Source organism: Aquimarina algiphila, from assembly GCF_007489275.1.
Lineage (GTDB): Bacteria > Bacteroidota > Bacteroidia > Flavobacteriales > Flavobacteriaceae > Aquimarina > Aquimarina algiphila.
Genome location: NZ_VLNR01000043.1, coordinates 1 through 17,884 on the forward strand (window position 1 = coordinate 1; position 17,884 = coordinate 17,884).

At 31.6% G+C, this 17,884-nt stretch carries 23 protein-coding genes and 1 pseudogene; 11 read left to right on the forward strand and 13 right to left on the reverse strand.

What is annotated here, in order from left to right; genetic code table 11:
- A pseudogene (locus tag FOF46_RS32595) lies at window positions 1-113 on the forward strand (IS982 family transposase); the annotation flags it as partial.
- Here the strand turns inward: FOF46_RS32595 and FOF46_RS18565 are convergent.
- Entirely contained in the window at window positions 106-1,287 is a 1,182-nt protein-coding gene (locus tag FOF46_RS18565) for an SH3 domain-containing protein (RefSeq protein ID WP_143917496.1), read from the reverse strand. The pseudogene FOF46_RS32595 and the gene FOF46_RS18565 sit on opposite strands and share 8 nt — an antisense overlap.
- A gap of 104 nt (window positions 1,288-1,391) precedes the next feature.
- On the reverse strand, window positions 1,392-1,865 hold the full coding sequence (locus FOF46_RS18570; protein WP_109433819.1) for an NTF2 fold immunity protein: 474 nt from the start codon (window positions 1,863-1,865) through the stop codon (window positions 1,392-1,394).
- Window positions 1,866-2,172: 307 nt separating this feature from the next.
- Between FOF46_RS18570 and FOF46_RS18575 the strand changes: the two genes are divergently transcribed.
- The 3 genes from FOF46_RS18575 to FOF46_RS18585 all read left to right on the forward strand — a co-directional run bounded on the left by FOF46_RS18575 (window position 2,173) and on the right by FOF46_RS18585 (window position 4,520).
- Window positions 2,173-2,877 carry a sterol desaturase family protein gene (locus tag FOF46_RS18575; RefSeq protein ID WP_167571882.1) on the forward strand — a complete coding sequence of 235 codons (705 nt, stop codon included), beginning with the start codon at window positions 2,173-2,175 and terminating at the stop codon, window positions 2,875-2,877.
- Window positions 2,878-3,047: 170 nt separating this feature from the next.
- Window positions 3,048-3,608: a hypothetical protein gene (locus FOF46_RS18580; protein WP_143917498.1), complete on the forward strand. Its 561-nt coding sequence runs from the start codon at window positions 3,048-3,050 to the stop codon at window positions 3,606-3,608.
- A gap of 72 nt (window positions 3,609-3,680) precedes the next feature.
- Entirely contained in the window at window positions 3,681-4,520 is an 840-nt protein-coding gene (locus FOF46_RS18585; RefSeq protein WP_143917499.1) for a family 16 glycosylhydrolase, read from the forward strand.
- Between the two features lie 17 nt (window positions 4,521-4,537).
- Here FOF46_RS18585 and FOF46_RS18590 read toward each other — a convergent pair whose 3' ends face one another.
- On the reverse strand, window positions 4,538-4,942 hold the full coding sequence (locus tag FOF46_RS18590) for a hypothetical protein (RefSeq protein WP_109433823.1): 405 nt from the start codon (window positions 4,940-4,942) through the stop codon (window positions 4,538-4,540).
- A 213-nt stretch (window positions 4,943-5,155) separates the two neighbouring features.
- Between FOF46_RS18590 and FOF46_RS18595 the strand changes: the two genes are divergently transcribed.
- The 4 genes from FOF46_RS18595 to FOF46_RS18610 all read left to right on the forward strand — a co-directional run bounded on the left by FOF46_RS18595 (window position 5,156) and on the right by FOF46_RS18610 (window position 8,519).
- On the forward strand, window positions 5,156-5,713 hold the full coding sequence (locus FOF46_RS18595) for a TIR domain-containing protein (RefSeq protein WP_143917500.1): 558 nt from the start codon (window positions 5,156-5,158) through the stop codon (window positions 5,711-5,713).
- 307 nt (window positions 5,714-6,020) lie between these two features.
- Window positions 6,021-6,401: a hypothetical protein gene (locus tag FOF46_RS18600; protein WP_143917501.1), complete on the forward strand. Its 381-nt coding sequence runs from the start codon at window positions 6,021-6,023 to the stop codon at window positions 6,399-6,401.
- A gap of 48 nt (window positions 6,402-6,449) precedes the next feature.
- Window positions 6,450-7,034: a penicillin-binding protein activator LpoB gene (locus tag FOF46_RS18605; protein WP_143917502.1), complete on the forward strand. Its 585-nt coding sequence runs from the start codon at window positions 6,450-6,452 to the stop codon at window positions 7,032-7,034.
- A gap of 156 nt (window positions 7,035-7,190) precedes the next feature.
- On the forward strand, window positions 7,191-8,519 hold the full coding sequence (locus FOF46_RS18610) for a COG3014 family protein (protein WP_244299663.1): 1,329 nt from the start codon (window positions 7,191-7,193) through the stop codon (window positions 8,517-8,519).
- A gap of 60 nt (window positions 8,520-8,579) precedes the next feature.
- Here FOF46_RS18610 and hemL read toward each other — a convergent pair whose 3' ends face one another.
- From hemL to FOF46_RS18630, 4 genes are read right to left on the reverse strand one after another with little or no spacing between them, the layout of a single operon-like run.
- The gene (gene hemL, locus FOF46_RS18615; protein ID WP_143917504.1) at window positions 8,580-9,866 is read right to left on the reverse strand and encodes a glutamate-1-semialdehyde 2,1-aminomutase; all 1,287 of its coding nucleotides are present in this window, start codon (window positions 9,864-9,866) and stop codon (window positions 8,580-8,582) included.
- A gap of 2 nt (window positions 9,867-9,868) precedes the next feature.
- Window positions 9,869-10,765 carry a glucosaminidase domain-containing protein gene (locus tag FOF46_RS18620; protein ID WP_143917505.1) on the reverse strand — a complete coding sequence of 299 codons (897 nt, stop codon included), beginning with the start codon at window positions 10,763-10,765 and terminating at the stop codon, window positions 9,869-9,871.
- Between the two features lies 1 nt (window position 10,766).
- Window positions 10,767-11,714, reverse strand: coding sequence for a 1-aminocyclopropane-1-carboxylate deaminase/D-cysteine desulfhydrase (locus tag FOF46_RS18625; protein WP_109433830.1), 948 nt, complete (start codon window positions 11,712-11,714; stop codon window positions 10,767-10,769).
- Window positions 11,715-12,041 (reverse strand): hypothetical protein, encoded by a 327-nt coding sequence (locus tag FOF46_RS18630; RefSeq protein WP_109433831.1) that lies wholly within the window; start codon window positions 12,039-12,041, stop codon window positions 11,715-11,717.
- Between the two features lie 29 nt (window positions 12,042-12,070).
- Here FOF46_RS18630 and FOF46_RS31665 point away from each other — a divergent pair, with 29 nt between their 5' ends.
- The 3 genes from FOF46_RS31665 (at window position 12,071) to FOF46_RS18640 (ending at window position 13,567) form a co-directional block, all read left to right on the forward strand.
- Window positions 12,071-12,247 carry a C1orf53 family protein gene (locus FOF46_RS31665; protein ID WP_160113992.1) on the forward strand — a complete coding sequence of 59 codons (177 nt, stop codon included), beginning with the start codon at window positions 12,071-12,073 and terminating at the stop codon, window positions 12,245-12,247.
- Between the two features lie 82 nt (window positions 12,248-12,329).
- Window positions 12,330-12,860, forward strand: coding sequence for a DUF4136 domain-containing protein (locus FOF46_RS18635; protein WP_109433832.1), 531 nt, complete (start codon window positions 12,330-12,332; stop codon window positions 12,858-12,860).
- Window positions 12,861-12,952: 92 nt separating this feature from the next.
- Window positions 12,953-13,567 (forward strand): DUF4230 domain-containing protein, encoded by a 615-nt coding sequence (locus FOF46_RS18640; protein ID WP_143917506.1) that lies wholly within the window; start codon window positions 12,953-12,955, stop codon window positions 13,565-13,567.
- A 453-nt stretch (window positions 13,568-14,020) separates the two neighbouring features.
- Here FOF46_RS18640 and FOF46_RS18645 read toward each other — a convergent pair whose 3' ends face one another.
- The 6 genes from FOF46_RS18645 to FOF46_RS18670 form a co-directional block, all read right to left on the reverse strand.
- Window positions 14,021-14,551, reverse strand: a complete 531-nt coding sequence (locus FOF46_RS18645; protein WP_143917507.1) for a dihydrofolate reductase family protein — start codon at window positions 14,549-14,551, stop codon at window positions 14,021-14,023.
- A 50-nt stretch (window positions 14,552-14,601) separates the two neighbouring features.
- Window positions 14,602-15,120: a GNAT family N-acetyltransferase gene (locus tag FOF46_RS18650; protein WP_143917508.1), complete on the reverse strand. Its 519-nt coding sequence runs from the start codon at window positions 15,118-15,120 to the stop codon at window positions 14,602-14,604.
- Window positions 15,121-15,197: 77 nt separating this feature from the next.
- Window positions 15,198-15,716: a GNAT family N-acetyltransferase gene (locus tag FOF46_RS18655; protein WP_109433836.1), complete on the reverse strand. Its 519-nt coding sequence runs from the start codon at window positions 15,714-15,716 to the stop codon at window positions 15,198-15,200.
- A gap of 27 nt (window positions 15,717-15,743) precedes the next feature.
- Window positions 15,744-16,178, reverse strand: a complete 435-nt coding sequence (locus FOF46_RS18660) for a VOC family protein (RefSeq protein ID WP_109433837.1) — start codon at window positions 16,176-16,178, stop codon at window positions 15,744-15,746.
- A 123-nt stretch (window positions 16,179-16,301) separates the two neighbouring features.
- Window positions 16,302-16,940 (reverse strand): CPBP family intramembrane glutamic endopeptidase, encoded by a 639-nt coding sequence (locus tag FOF46_RS18665; RefSeq protein ID WP_143917509.1) that lies wholly within the window; start codon window positions 16,938-16,940, stop codon window positions 16,302-16,304.
- 18 nt (window positions 16,941-16,958) lie between these two features.
- The gene (locus FOF46_RS18670) at window positions 16,959-17,420 is read right to left on the reverse strand and encodes an mRNA-capping enzyme subunit alpha (protein WP_143917510.1); all 462 of its coding nucleotides are present in this window, start codon (window positions 17,418-17,420) and stop codon (window positions 16,959-16,961) included.
- Between the last annotated feature and the right edge of the window lie 464 nt (window positions 17,421-17,884).

Here is a 17,884-nt window from a genome sequence, read left to right on the forward strand (position 1 = left end):
AGGGATTTAAAAATAGAATCTTATCAAAGATCACAGCAATGACCATTATTCAATATATCAATAGGTTTGAATTCAACAGAAATATAAACAACCTAAAAATTAATATTAACTAAATGCACAACGGGTTATGATATTGTAATAATCGAAAAACGGCAAATCATATTTATTAGGATATTTACCATTATAATATACCCATCGCGAAGCGAGGTTTACAAATTCTTCTTCTGTAGTGTTCTTATCAATCGGTGTTCCATTAATAACAAAAACATTTCCTTTCCCCTTAAAACCTATCCAAACTATTTCTGCCAGATTCTTTTGTTTATCAACAACAAATTCTGCATGATCATAACAATAACTTTGATTTCCACTATAGCAGCAATCATCTTCTCCTTCTATAATTTTTATAGGCTCACCCAATACCTCAAGCATTTCAGAATATGTAACCTCTGTGTAATTTGGAAACTGTATCCCATTAATTTTTATATACGTCTCTTCTGATTTACCTATAGCTTCTAGTTCTTTATAATCCAGTGTCTGGGTTAAACCTTTTGCAATTTGTATTTGTAATTTGGCATACCCTATTTTCTTTTTATCACCGAGTTCTTCTGCTACACTTAAGAATCGTTCTAATGCAGGAACCTTAGATCCTGATGAGTTCCAAGCGAATTCGACCAACCGCTCTGCTATTTTTTTTCTGCCATTTCTATTTGCAAGAGATATGGTATCAAATTGATGATACAAATTTTCTAATTTTGGCCTTGCCCCCAAGTATTTTTGTTGTATAAATCCTTTATCAACATTCACCCATGCATTAGGATCGTATGGATAAAAATCTACAGCTGCTACTTCACCCATTGTAAAATATGATACTATTTTAGCATCAGGAGAAGGGAGTTCTCGAATCCTTAATGATGCTACTTGTACAAACAAATGTGGTGAACCATAATGTCCATCATTTTCAATAATTGGTGAGGGAGATAATAAATAATGGTCACTTGCATTTAATGCTTTTCTTATGAATGCGCTATCTACAAAACCAATCATACCATTATCAACCTTTACTTTGGTCCATAAGCTTTGTTCTGTAGACAATACTTCTACTACTGCTCCTCTGAGCAATACTCCAATTGCTTTTTTATTGGTATCATATGCCGTGTAAAGTTCTGTAGGAGATACGATCCATTGTTTTTGTCCAAACCCTAAGTAGCCAAATAGAAAAAGTGCAAAGAAAACTATTGTTACTTTTTTACCTTTTTTTTCTATAATAAAAGAATTATTTTCAATCATAACATAAAGCTACAATTTTTAAATAAGATTATTCTTAGACTTCATCTGTAGACATGGGACTATTTTTTTGAAAAGATATTGAGAATTAGATATTAGGCATGGTTTTACAATCCCTCATATTTTCCGTCTTCATCCACCAAATACACTTCGTCCAAAATCCATTTCGAATCAGTTTTTATATATCTATATTCATAATTATATTCCATAAAATCAAACTCCCTGTCTTTAAATGTAGTTTTGACAATGGCTACTTCATCATCAATTATTTCTTCCGTAATTTTTTCTTGTTCACCACAATGATCCGCCTCGCTACCATAAACAATACCTTGATATTTTTTATCAGGACTACAATATTTTAAAATTAAATCGTGATACGCCTTCTCAATCTTTTCATCAGCACTTTCATCATCACTATTACTTAATATATACGCAAGATCATTCCATTCTTTATAATCTACAATAAATTCTTCTGTCAATTGAGTAGGTGATTTTACGTTCATTCCTGAGTTTTCCTTCGCCTTAGTATCCATACAACTGTAAAATACCAAAGTCAATAGTATTACAATAGCTCTCTTCATAAATAAGTATATGCAGCAATACCTGCATAAGAGTATTTTATTTCTTTTTCCTTTTTTTCTTATTATCTCACAAATGATCTATATCATTTCTTAAATAAAGAAATACACACCTCTTTTTGATAAAGATCAGATGACAAGTATAATTATATCCCAAAACAAATTTAGACCCAAAGTACTATTCACAACACACTGTTTTCAGTGAAATGGCAATAGCTATATTCCATCAACATCAAAAAAAATGTTATTTATTCAAAATAAAATTACTTTAGCAAACACATACTTTTTATATTGTAGTAAAACTTTTATCATGCTTATATCTGTTTCAGATATCATTATTGCTTTACAAGATCCTTTTCTTTTTTGGGGACTGTTATTGGGTTCTAACGTAATTATGTTTTTGGGTACAGTCTTGATAAGTTATTGTTGGTCCTCGTTCTATCGTCATGAAAAATTACCGCTAACAAAAAAGGACATTAGGTTATCAGTATTTATTATGATAATCAACACAATTGTAGCTGTACCTGGATATATTCTTTTTACCTATTCGAAGATTGTTTTTAGTGATATCAATTTTATAAGAGATTTCCTATTACTATTCTTTATTGTTGACTTTATGATGTATGTATTTCACTACATTTCTCATTATGTTCGACCATTTTCTCTTATACATAAAGAGCATCATGAACATTACAATTTTAATGAGATCAGTTTATATGTAATGCATCCTGCAGAAGCACTTCTTTTTGGTTTTATATTAACCATAATTCCTCTGTTTATTACACTTAACTTATATAGTTTCATATTTTTTCTATTTTTTAACTGGATAGCAGGTGTGATATCACACTTAAACACCTCTTCTGATCAAAGAATATCATTATTTGGAAATAATATCTTTCATAAAAACCATCATCAATATCCGAAGTATAATTTTGGTTTTTACACTACTATTTGGGATAAAATTTTCAGAACTTACTATAATACAGAAACAACAAAAACTATGAACAAAAACTAGAATTCAATACTTAAAAACAACTATCTAAAGACAAACTGTATAAATTATGTTCAAACCTAATTCTTGCATTTTTTTTCACAAACATTAATTCAATTTTTTAAGACTATTTCTAGAATAAAAGTATCTTGTTACCATAACCACAATTATAGGCTATAAAATAAATTCACATAATGATCTACAAAACCTACATCATATCGTCAATTATTATTTCCATTTTTTTGATTTCCTGCAAGTCTAATGATAAAAACCAAGTTGATTCGAATACTGAGAATGTAACAAAGAAACCTCCTTCTCTAACAGAACAAGATAATAATGCAGTATTACAAGAAAATGAGGATACCAACACAGCATCAACAAAAGATGAAACAGGCAACGGCATAATGCATCATTTTATATGCTATACTAGTGACGATAATCCAGACCTTGCCATTTCTATTAGCTTTGATGAAAATGCTAATGCATTACAAGTACAATATAAAGGGCAAAAAGAATCTATGACTTTGTCCTATATAAAAGAAGATTTTGATAAAGGCGGAGCTTATCCCACTACAAGAACATATTATACCGAATTATATAATGGAAAAGAAAATGGTGTTTATAAATTAACCCATGCAGGTTTATGGGACTACGCTGAATACACCCGAAATAAAGACGGTAAAAAATTTAATTTCACTATTAATCATGAGCTATCCATACAAAATGATGATTATCGAACTTCACCGTGCTTTTAAAGCTCACCGATAAAAACTGAATAATTGCTTGCTATCAATTCGTAAAAATTACATTACTATTTATACATCTAGATGAAAAAAATAATAACTTGCCTCGTGACTGTACTCTTTTTTTTAACCAATAGCAGAGCGCAAGACTGGAAAACAACTCCAATTCCCGAAGATGTGAAGAATGCTCATCTGTGGATATTAGACACTCAACATTCTGATGATTTTAATTATGAAGGAAAGAATGCTCAATTTTACAAAATCTGGAAAGACAGTTATGTTAATGATTGGAAAGGCCCTGGCTTGACTTATTTTTCTTCTGATCATAGTGTAATCAAGAATGGAAATCTAGAAATAATGGCTGAAAGAAAAGACCCTGGCAACGTGTATTGCGGAGTTATAAGTGCTAAAACTCCAATAATTTATCCTATTTTCACAGAAGTTCGTATGAAGATTAGCGGCCTTAAACTTTCTTCTAACTTTTGGTACATTAGTAAAGATCAGGTAAATGAAATTGATATTAATGAAACTTATGGCGCCGAACCTAAAGGAGGTAAAACCATGGGGACAAATTATCATATTTTTCAACGAGAACCTTTTAAAGATCTTTCTAAAGAGCCAAAACATTTTGAAGCAGAAGGAGGACCTATGTTAAAAGATGATTACCATCGTTTTGGTTGTTACTGGAAAGACCCATTTACCTTTTATTTTTATCTTGACGGTAAATTAGTTCGTGAAATGAACATCAAGGATCCTCGTACACCAAGTGTTGGTTTTAATCAATCCCTGCTTATGATTTTAGATACCGAAGATCACCAATGGCGCTCTGACAAAGGTATTATAGCTACAGATGAGGAATTAAAAAACCCTTCACAAAATACAATGTATGTAGATTGGGTACGAGTATATATCCCTAAAAAATAGCTCCTTGAAAAACTCTATTATTGAAATACAAGTACAGCTTTTCCATCAACACATTCAACATCTATTGGGGTTGCTGGAACAAAACAATCAGACACTATCCCCCATTTTTTATTAAATGCTTTCATTGCCGTCTTATGTGTTTCAACCTTCTTTAAAAAATCATCAGTATCTATAGTAAGAGGGTAGGCTATAAATCCAGACGGGCCACCACAAGCTTTACTTCCTATTGAGGTAAAAGACCAATCATCTGGATTTGTACAGTCAACACTTTCTGCTATTTTAGTAATTTCTTCAAGCATTGTTTTTAAGTTAGTATTATCCTGCTCCTGAGACAATGATGAATCATCATCATTACCGCATCCGACTAAAATTGTTAAAAACAATATTATTAAAACCTGTATGCCTTTTCCCTTTGATTTCATGATTGAAGTTTATTTTTGAATAAGATGAAAAAACAAATAAAAGGTTGCGCATTGGCACACAAACTTAAGCATCGAAAAAACAATTTAGGTTCGATTTCAAATCAATTTGTATAAAGCTAAAAGAATTACTATAAGACATTTTTAACAAAACTACTTACAACAAAATCTATATATAATACGTTAAATGTTCACACACATCATGCTCTAGAATTAATGAATATATTACCTAAATACGGGTTGTTACAATTTAGAAACGCTGCAAGGATATATAGTAAACCTATCATTGAAAGCCTGAAACTTTTTAAAGAAGAAACAAAGTTTTTAAAAGTCTCTCTATTTTTTTCTCACAAGCATGATGAACTAGAAGAACTAGATAGTGCAATTAATTTTTTAAAAGGATTTGGAGTACTCATTTATGCCGATCATATTACCGAGGAAGAAAATGAAGAAGATAACGACGATATCCATGCCAAGCGTATACAACAAGAAACAGAAGAAAAAATAAAACAGAATACAAAATTTATTTTTCTGGCAACCGAAAATGCAATCAACTCAAAACGTTGTAAATGGGAATTACGGTATGCTAATACTCAAAAAAAACTAGATCAGATTGCTATCTTACCTATAAGAGAGGATTTTACTGACTATGGCGGTGAAGAATATCTACAGAAATATCCATATATTCAAAAAAGTGATACCGATCCAGATGGATATGATGTAAAATACCCAAACGGAGATGCTATTCCCTTAGGAATATGGCTGGCATCATAATTTCAAAACCTCATATAAAATACTTTAACCAATTTTATTTGTCCTATCAACCTTATTAGACAAATTTATCCTTATATATAGTTTTTACTCTTCATCCAAAAAAGATTCAATAAAAAAGTAGGGTATTCTATTTCTCATTTGTTTTTATACATAGAATCATTTGGAAATATTTTCTAATGTGAAGCAACCTTTTGGTTTTTAATTTGTCATTTATTTCTACAATACATTAGAATTAGATACTAACATTGATTCGATATTTTTTGATGTGATCAATGAGACAAAACTTAAAAAATTAATTTTTACACATATGAAAAAGGAATATTTAATACTCGTTTTAATCATGTTAGGCTTTATGAGTCATGCACAAGCAATAGCACCACTTGTAACAGGTCAAAATCCTAATTACAAAATAGCTATGAATAAAGTGATAAACAATAATCATAAATACACATTACAGCAGGGAACGACTGTACAACAAACATATAAAGCCATTGACCCCTTGGAGGAAAAAAGAGAATTACGTTCGAGAAAAAAGCAACATCGATCACAACGAGCATATTGGAGACACCAAAGAAAGTTAAAACGTATTGAGAACACTCAATATTATGATTATGGGTATTATGATAGATCTTACTACAGAAATACTTGGTTATCATTAGGACTTTGGGGAGCATGTACTGTGTGGTAATCTTATAACAAAAAATAAAATTTAGAATACATATAATAACATCATAAAATGAAAAAAACAACAATAGCAATAGTTGCAATAATGTCAATATTTTTAACCTTTTCATGTGCAAGAAAGATTACGCGAGTAGCTCCTGACACACAAATTGATATTAGTGGTAGATGGAATGATACAGATTCTCGTTATGCGGCAGAAGAACTAACCGACGAGGCAATTACATCAAATTGGATAACAGATCATATTCAGAAAAAAGGTAAAAAGCCTGTAGTCATCGTTGGTTTGGTGCGCAACAAATCCCACGAACATATAGAAAGTGAAACTTTTATTAAGGATATGGAAAAAGCATTCATTAAGCAACAAAAAGTTAGCATTGTACAAGGTGGTAAAATGCGTGAAGAATTGAGAGCAGAACGTGCTGAACAACAAAACAATTCATCTTTATCTACAGTCAAAAAATTTGGATTAGAGATGGGAGCAGATTATATGCTACAGGGTAATATCAATTCTATAGTAGACGCACATAAAAATCAAAAAGTTGTGTATTATCAGATTGATCTTGAACTCACAAATCTTGAAACTAACGAGAAAGTATGGATAGGAGATAAAAAAATAAAAAAATTCGTTAAAAACTGATAATTTCTCATCTCTGAATCAAAAAAAGTAACAAGCTTTCCCAGGAAAGCTTGTTTGACAATTGCCATGATCAATATAAAAAAGACCTTACGTATAACAATTCTATGTGCTCTTCTAATAGCATTTTGCAATTGTGGAAGCTATCATGCCAAGAGTATGCTTTTTCAAGCAAAAGTGCAACAGGGAGATATGCAAGGTGCACTATCTATTATTGATAATAATAAATTTTTGGCAAAGCCCAGGAATCAACTCTTATATCTATTCGAAAAAGGAAAATTAGCTTATTTGGCTGGTGACTATGAACTAAGCAATGAATTATTTAATAAAGCTGATCTAATTATAGAATCTAATAAAAAAGCTATTGGCAACCAATTATTAGGGGTGGTTCTAAATCCTGAAAAAGAAACCTATACAGGAGAAGACTCAGAAAAAGTAGCTATTCACTATTACAAAGCATTAAACTATACTTTTTTGGGCAAGTATGATGATGCTCTCGTAGAAGCCAAACGGGTTAGACTACAACTACAAAAATTAAATGACAAATATCCTTCTGGAAAGAAAAATCGTTACAAAGACGATGCTTTTTCTCATATAGTACAAGGTTTACTATATGAAGCGTCTGGAGATATAAATAATGCATTTATCGCGTATCGTAACGCTGTTGATTTATATCTGGAAAATGAAGGGATCTATATTGGAGTGCATATTCCTGATCAACTTGGCAAAGATTTACTAAGAACAGCAAATGCCATGGGGTTTATGGATCAGGTAAAACATTATGAGCAATTATTAGGTATTACATTTGTTCCTCAAAAAATTCCTGAAGGAGGAGAAGCAATACTATTTTGGGAAAATGGGCTTTCACCTTATAAAGAAGAAACCTACTATACATTTACAATTTTACCAGGTAATGATATTGGTTTTTTAACCATTATAAATAAAGATCTTTCTTTAAACCTACCTCTACCCATACCTACTGGAGGAGACAATCATGCTGATTTTTCTGATTTAGACATATTTAATATTGCCTACCCTAAGTATGTAAGTCAACCCTCTTTATACCACAGTGCAGAAGTTTATATTGACAGTACTTCTTATCAATTTCAACTAGCTCAGAATTATGAAGAAATTGCTTTTAAAACATTACGAGACCGAACATTACGGGAGATAGGAAAAACCGCTTTACGACTAGGAACAAAGAAAGTTTCTGAATATATTGTAAAAAATCAAAACAAAGATTTAGGTGCGTTATTAGGTATATTTAATGCCTTTACAGAAAGTGCCGATACGCGTAATTGGCAAAGTTTACCAAACAAGGTATTTTACACACGGGTCCCTTTAAAAAAGGGAGAAAACATTTTGAGTATTCAACTAAACTCAAATCACGAAAACCTTAATTTTAGAAAAATTAAAATTAAGGGAACAGGAGGAATTCAATTTCAAAGTATTGCTACTCCAGAGGTTATTTCTGCTCTACTTCGTTAAGTACTCTAAACACATCACACCAAAGATTAGTATAGAGGTTTTATACCTGTACTAATTTCTTTATAATGTTTTTGCTACCTTACCAACTGCTTCTATTGTTTCATCCAAATCCTTATAGGTAAGTGCATCGGTAATAAACCATGTTTCAAAAGCACTTGGAGCGATATAGATTCCGTTGTCCAACATCCCATGAAAGAATTTTTTAAATGTTTCATTATTACCTTGGGCTGCAGATTCAAAATCTAGGATGGCATCTTCTGTAAAATGCACCGAAATCATTGATCCCAATCTATTAATGGTATGTATTATCTTATGTGCTTTAAGTTCCTTGGCAATACCTTTATGAAGGTATTCTGTTTTATCCGCCAGGCTCTTAAAAATTTCAGAATTAGAATTTAATTCAGTAAGCATAGCTAAACCAGCTGCCATAGCTAGTGGATTACCACTTAATGTTCCTGCTTGATATACGGGTCCAAGCGGAGCGAGGTAATTCATAATTTCTTCTCGAGCTGCGAAAGCTCCAACAGGGAGTCCTCCCCCTATTACTTTCCCAAAAGTGATAATATCTGCATCTATCCCAAGAAGTTCTTGTGCTCCTCCTTTTGCTAGTCTAAAGCCAGTCATAACTTCATCAAAGATCAAAAGGATATCATTGGCACTGCAAAGTGCCCTAAGGCCTTCTAAAAACCCTTTTACAGGAGGAATACATCCCATATTCCCTGCAACAGGCTCAATAATAATACAGGCAATCTCTCCTTTATTTGAAGTAATAATATGCTCTACATGATCGAGATCATTATATCTCGCTAATAATGTATCTTGTGCTGTACCTTTGGTGACACCCGGGCTATTTGGACTTCCAAAAGTAACAGCTCCACTTCCTGCCTGAATCAGGAAGGAATCGCTATGTCCATGATAACATCCTGCAAATTTGATGATTTTGTCTTTACCAGTATACCCACGCGCTAGTCGCACTGCGCTCATACAAGCCTCTGTACCAGAGTTTACAAATCGTATCTTATCTACATTAGGAACCATTGCAACCGCTAACTCTGCTATCTGAGTTTCGATCTCTGTTGGCATTCCAAAACTAGTTCCTTTTTTTGCTTTATCAATAACGGCTTCTACAACCCGAGGATGCGCATGCCCTAAAATCATGGGTCCCCAAGAATTTATATAGTCTATTAAACGATTACCATCTTCATCATATAAATATGCACCTTTAGCCTCTTTAACAAATATTGGATCACCCCCTACAGCTTTAAAAGCTCGTACAGGTGAATTTACTCCTCCCGGAATCACTTTTTGCGCTTCTGCAAATAATGCGCTGCTTCTTTTATATATCATGTTTAGTTGAAATCTTCTTCCTCTTCTTCGGCAGTTATTTTAAGAATCTGTCCGATTTTGATATTATTACTTGCTAGATTATTATATGACTTAAGTTCCTGCACAGAAATCTTGTATCTGCGAGAAATTGAGTATAATGTATCTCCTTTTCGTACAATATGTCCTCCACTTGGATTCGGGGTTGGAGTTGATACTGGCGCAGGTGTCATTACCACAACAGCTTCTGCTTTGTTTTCTCTTCGACGGTTTGTTCTACCCAATACATCATTATCATATTCATATAAATGATAACGTTCTATAATAGAGATAAGTTTTTGTGGATATTTTTTATCTGTAGCATATCCTGCTTCTCTTAAACCTCTTGCCCAGGATTTATAGTCTTTTTGATTAAATGTAAATAATTTTGAGTATCGTTTTCTGTCTTTTAGAAACAGAGAATGATCTCTAAAAGAATCACTTGCCTGATCATATTTTCTAAAACATTCCTGAGAACGATCATCATCGTGATATACTCGATCTCCTTCCCAATCGTGACACTTAATTCCGAAATGGTTTTTTGCTTTTTGAGTCAATTCACCATGTCCTGCTCCAGATTCTAAAATCCCTTGTGCTAAAGTAATACTGGCCGGGACTCCATAGGTTTTCATTTCATTTTTTGCGATATCAGAAAATTCGAAGATATATCGCTTTACTTTATCATTATATGATGCCGCTGGAAGTGGTTTTCTTACTTCTCTAGAAGGTTCTTTGAGAGTGGTCTCTTTTGTAGTTCGCTCAATCTTAGTAACAGTAGTACGTCTAGGAACAGTTCTTTCTGTTCTTGTAGAAGTCACTTTTTTACTTCCTCCACAGGAGATTAAGAATCCTGTAATACATAACAACGCAATTAATTTCCTCATTTTAAGATCCAATTGTAATAAGGGGTAGTTTCTTTTTATTCAATTTTTTATTCATCCCAGCAATACCTTGTAGCCCTCCTGTATGAATCGCTAAAATACGAGTATTTTTCTTAAAAACACTTCTTTCTGCCATGTCAAAAATCCCAAAAATCATCTTCATTGTATAGACTGGATCTAAGAGAATATGTTGCTGTTCCCTAAATGTATTTATAAACTCAACCCCTTCTTGATTTATTTTTCCATACCCCCCAAAATGATAATTATGAATTAGCTCCCAATTGGTTTTTGAGGTATATTTTTTGATTTCATCTGAAAGAAAACCTCCTTTCAAAGCAGGGAAACCTAATATCTTTTGGTGACTCTCTGAACTATTAATGATACCTGAGATCGTTCCTCCTGTTCCCACAGCACAAGAAATGATATCATACATTGCATCTTCTGGGGTGAGAATTTCTTCACATCCTTTAATCGCCAATGAGTTGGTGCCTCCTTCAGGTATAACATAACAAGAACCGAACTCATTTTTTAACTCCTGTAAAAACGCAGGATTCGTTTTATCTCTATATACCCCTCTGCTAACGAATTTAAGATGCATTCCTGAATCAGAAGCTAAACGCAGGGTATCATTTTCGAATAAGGTTTTTTCTAAATCCTTCATCAATTCTTCCCCTCTAATAATTCCGATAGTTTGTAATCCTACTATTTTTCCTGCAGCTGCAGTAGCTGCTATATGATTACTATAAGCTCCTCCAAAAGTAAGGACCGTTGTAAAACCGTTTCTTTGGGCTTCAATAAGGTTATACTTTAATTTTCTGAATTTATTTCCAGATACTTCTTTATGAATTTCATCTTCCCTTTTTATATCTAGAAAAACTTCTGCTTCATCTAAAATGGGATGTATTATCGATTGATTTTCTGAATGTACTGTTTCTGAAGAAAAAATATGCATTTACCAATATTTAATAAAACTCCAAGGTTTTCTCTTTTTTAGATACTGGAGATCATCTTCATTTCTATACGCTTCTCGTTCAAAAGAAATATTTCGATATGCCTGTTGCGAATTTCGATACTGTAGTAGTCGAATAAGATATTCTGTAAAATAAAAAATATAAAAAGGTAAAACCAAAAGTTCTGCCTGTTGTCTAAGATGAATCTTCTCGTGATTAATAAAAACCTCATCCTCTTTAAGGAAAGAATTATTTACCACAATAAAAGGCCAAAGGGCGATGCCTACAAAATGACGACCTATCAAATATTTGTTAACAACAATGGGCATATCAATGCAAGATACTATTTTTGTAAATTATGAACAATCCTAAAAAGGTATTAACTCCAAAAGAAGGAGATTATTATATCACCCCGGAAGGGTATCGATGTTTTACAGAACAATATCATCTAAGGAGAGGATATTGTTGTGAGAGTGGTTGCAGACATTGCCCCTATGGCTACGATAAAAAAACAAATAGTTATTTTAAAAAATAACTAAGCTACCTGTTTCATGGTACGATTGTTGTGGCTAAACAAATATAAAAAGCTATTGTTAAATCTTTAAAACACAGGGATTATGAAATATTTTTCACTTTTATCATTAATCCTTATCATAACTCTAAGTTCTTGCTCTACGGTACGTGTTGCTTCGGATTATGATAAGGAGGCAAACTTTGAATCTTATAGAAGTTTTGCTTTTTACAAGCCAGGAATTGATAAGGCAGAAATTAGTGACCTTGACAAGAAACGAATATTACGTGCTATCGAAGCTGATATGACTTCAAAAGGATTTTTGAAATCTAACAATCCTGATATGCTGGTTAGTATTTTTACGAAGACCAAAGAAAATGTAAATATCTATCAAAATAACTTTGGATGGGGTTATGGCTGGGGATGGAATCCTTGGTTCTGGGGGAATGGTTATAATACCGTTACCACAACTACAGAAGGCACGTTATATATAGATCTAATAGACGCTTCTAAAAAAGAATTAGTTTGGCAAGGAATGGGATCATCTGCATTAACTAAGGATGTGGATAAAAAACAAGGTAAAATGAATGAAATCGTTGCGGCGATTTTAGAAAAATACCCTCCCCAGAATAATTAAGAACTGTATATTAAGCTTATATCGATATAGCCTTTCTACATAGAAAGGCTATTTTTTATGTACATTTATACCAAACTTGAACCTATAAATGTATGCGTAACTTTCTACTTGGTGCACTTTTAGTAGCATTAATAGCCTTTGCAATCAAACATTTTATTGATCAATCTAATACACAAAAAATAGAAATAGAATCTTCTGGTCTTATTTTGGATCAAATTAAAAATGTAGGTAAACTTGTTGTTACAGAAGGGCATTTTTCTGATATAATTACTTACAAGGATGACAAAACTTACTTTAAAGTACTTTCTTCAAAGAAAAAAATAATTGTTATGGTAAATGCAAATGTTCAGGTATCATACGATTTAAGAAAAATTGAGCATACTATAGATCAGGAAACAAAGACCCTTACTATTACCAATATTCCTAAAGCCGAGATTAATATTAATCCCGAAATAAAATACCACGATATCAATGAAGGACTTATCAACAAATTCGAAGCAGAAGATCATAATGTTATACGAAAAATAGTGGTTGAAAAATTAAACAGAAGAGTGCAAAAATCTTCACTGGTTACTAATTCTCAAAATCGCCTTATTAGCGAATTACAAAAAATATACATCCTCACTAATTCACTTGGTTGGACATTAAAATATAAAGATACTGCTATTGATAGTCAAATTAGTTTTGAAGAATTAATTGCACTATAGTTTTATGCTAATTTTGAAAAAAAAATGGAAAGAGATCATATCTCTTCCCATCTTTGAATTTAAAAAATCTTGATCACAGAATTCGTTTTGTCCCTTAAACTCTAGTGTTATACAGATTTATAAATTGTTTACGTATATAAAACGTTTTACATAAACATTACCCCACCCCCTATTTATTTATTTTTTTAGTTTATAAAATATCTGTTCATGTGTAAAAAAATGGGAAGAAAAACTCTCCCCATTTTATTGTTAAATCTATGTCCATAAAAAATGCCTGCCCCCAAACTCTATTATGAAGCATTGATTAACCTATTTATATACCTAAAACAAAATAGAATATAAATACCCTACCTTTTTTTTAAAAAAAATACAATTCATAATTTTAATTTGTAATAGTCACAAATCAATATAGAAGTGCGGAAGCTTTTAAATACACCTAAAAGAAGAGTTTATTTAAGTAATTGTATACCTTAACTCTACAACACCTGTAGCATGCTTTTTTGTTTCTATCAAAGTCAAAAACGTTTCATTAGGAATCGATTCAAAAAGTTCTATCCCGTCAGAAAGAACAATAGGCATTATAAAAACCAGAATTTCATCAATCAATTTTTCATTAAGCAACATTGTATTTATCTGACCTCCACCAACAAGCCATATATCTTTTCCTTTTTGCTTTTTTAATTCTTTAATATATTCGATATGGTTCTCAGATATAAACTCTACATCTTTAGTAGATTCTGCTCCCTTTTTTCTGGTTAATACATAATTTTTTTTCTCTGAATATGGAAAATCAATACCCCAATCTATGATCTGTTTATATGTCTTATTGCCTTGAATTGTTGTATCAATAGTTTCATAAAAATCATAATAACCATAATCTAGTTGATCAGGGTTGGGGATAGAATCTAACCAATCTACATTACCATCTGCTTTAGCTATTTTTCCATTTATACTCATAGCTATATATAATTTAATTTTTCTCATTTCAATATCGATTTTTTAGAATTGAACATTGTTTTACACTAAAAAACAATTTATTGATTAAGGATACTATTTTCTTGATTAAGTATATATTTCAGTTCAACACCATTCTCTTCTGAATAGAATTCTTTTACATACTTCATTTCTTTTTCTAAAATATGTACTGAACCTATATTATCTTTACTAACATACGCTGTTAATTGTTCTAGTTTCATTTTATTAAAACAATACGCTATCAATCCTTTTGCGATTTCTCTTCCAAACCCTTTACCCCAGAAACATTCTCTTAATCTATATGCAATTTCATATTCAAACGTTTCATTTTTATACACACCACATAAACCCACAAACTCATTACTATTATTATCTACTACCGCCCATATATTAAAGAATATCTCATCATCTTGATAATACTTCATAAAACGTTCTAGCTCCTGTTTACTTTCTTCAAAACTCATATGTTTTTTGATATAACGCATCACATTAAGATTACTTTGCATATCAAAAAAAGGAATTAAATCTTCTTTTTTAAGATATCGAATAGACAATCTTTTGGTTTCAAATAGTTTCATATTACTAACTCTATTTCTCTATGTTTTTAACGAATCCAAACATAATATTTTAATACTTTTTTATTTGATTAATGTATTTAAGAAAGGGGAAAACACATTCTTTCCATACCTTTCAACTCTTCTTTAAAGTGGGTAATTTCTAATCGTGTTTTGCTATGAAATTGAAATCCTAGTTTTTTATAAAAAGCTATGGCATCTACATTCGTATCAATCACACACAAGAATAATAATTTTTTATCTTTTTCTACTGCTTTTTTTATCACTTCGCTCATCGCCTTTTTCCCAATTCCCATTCCGCTAAACTTTGGAAGAATATAAATTTTCTCTAACTCACAATTATCTAATTTTGATAGTTTAGATGATGAGTTATAATTGATTTTAAGGAACCCAATATTTTCATTATTGTATGTAACAAAATAATACTCAACAGATGTATCTTGCAGCTCAATTGTTAACCTAGCATTCCCAAATTGTTCCTCGAGATATAACTCCAAGCCATTTTCGTTCCAATGACTGGCAAAAACCTGAGTATAAGAATCAAAACAAACTGTTTGTAATGTCGAAATATCTTTTACTGTGGCCTTTTGTAATTGCATATGTGATGTAGATCTAATATTAACAATTTATTTAATTTTTTCCTGATAAATAATAATTTGTAATCCGTCTGGATCTCTTAAATAGAGATAATATGATCCCCAAGGTCGAAGTACGGGACCTTTCACCTTCCATTTATCTCTTAAGCGAGTTGCCCAATATTCTATATTGTTAGTTTTTATTTGTATATCAATTTTATCATTTTCGATGGATTTATCGAATGAGTTCTGATGGTAATAATGGTTGCTTGCTATTTCTGAAATCTCTAAAAATGCATTACTATCCTCATGACCAAATTGTAGTATTACTCCTTTTGAACCATCACCATCATTGTATTCTTCAGTTATTTTTAGGTTAAGAATTTGAGTATAAAATAATTTTGAATCTTCAAAATTCTTAGTTCTTATGACCGTTTTCAAACTTAATAAAATTCGATCCAGAGCATGTTCTTTTTTCTTATCCATACTTTTGATAAGCTACTTTGATTTGATATGATCAATTACAGGAAATATGATGTCACTTTCTAATACTACTAAAGGTAATTAATGTCTTTGAATTTTTGATAATAAAATCTGGTCACATTCGTTTTACCATCTTCCTTTTTCATATAAATCTAAAAATGATGCAGCCGATAGGCTGAAAAAATCAACTAAAAAATGCGCTAATATAACCCATCTCAAACTTCCTGTTTTCTTATAGACTATTCCCCAAATTAAACCCATGATAAAAGTTGAAATCACAATTGTCAATCCGCTATTAAGTTCAGAATTTACTCCAAAAACTGCATGGTTTATAGCAAACACAAAACTTGTAAAAAGTATAGCCAGAGCATTCGGCCATCTTTTGGTATAATCCAAAAGGAGTCCACGCCAATAAAACTCTTCTATCCAGGGATTGATTAATGCAAGTAAAATCCAGGGAATCCATACTTGCCAAGAAGATAACGTATCATAATGCAAAACAAATAATGGAAGAGGAAGCAATCCTATAAATAAAGCTAAGATATTCCACCCAATAGCTCCTCTTGATTTTATCATCCATTTTTTTATCGACTCTTTCTCGGCATATCTGAATATTACATAGAGAAAAAGACACCATTCGATCAATATTATTGGAATAAATGCCCATTTACCGATAAGCTGTCCAAATGAATATGCAACCGCAAAATTGATGGCAATGATCAAAAATGGTGAGACTAATACAATATTTCTTTTTGTTGAACTCATTAGGTGGTTAACTAATTCTTATAACATTTTCTTTATCAAAGTAATCTGACCCAAATGATAATAACTATGCTCTATCATTCCATCTATATTTCTCTGATAAGTTCCATATTTTTTATCTACAAATACCTCATCCAGTTTTTGATCTGGCATTAATTCGATCGCATTCGCAAATTTTTCTGCATTACTCCACATCGTATTTAATAATTCTTCCCAATCCTTTTGTGATTCGATACCAGAGCAATCAAAACTATACTTATCTCTTATTTCGAGTGCTCCCCCTTCTAATACGTTTAATACTCCAGCTATATAATAATTGATATGAAACGTAAGCATGAATATTGTATTTAAAGACCCTATTTTTTTTGAAGCTTGCTCCCAGGTTACATCTGATAATTGATCTTTATAATTTGTGTTAGCAACCCATACCCCATTCAAAATAACTTCTCTAAATCGATTCGCAATTTCTTTTGTTCGTTTCATCTATTATTTTGTTTTTTTTGAATAAGAAAGCTGTTGATTACCCTACTAAGGCAATACGAATAGCTCATAAATTTGCTACTTTTTAGGGTATACAATGTACTAAATTTTAAATAAAATCGATCAAAGATACGCGCACAAACCAACATCCTTTTTCTCTTTTCTTACCCTCTTTTTTAATATTGAAACCGTTTTACCTTAGTAGCAATGAATCTTAAAATAAAAACTTGAAGAATAGCAAAAAGGACACCCTAAATGATTGTGGAAATATATTTTAATTGGGAGATTTAAAAAAAAGGTTCAGTTAATGATAACGTCTCAGCTATGGTTTTTGTAAAATGTCACACAATTGTGATTCTGATTATATATCTAAGATTGTATCACTAGTAGCATCCTGTTAGCGATTCACATCACAACTGACCGATAATCATTGTTGACAAGAGTTTTTTATATAAAAAAATTATCAG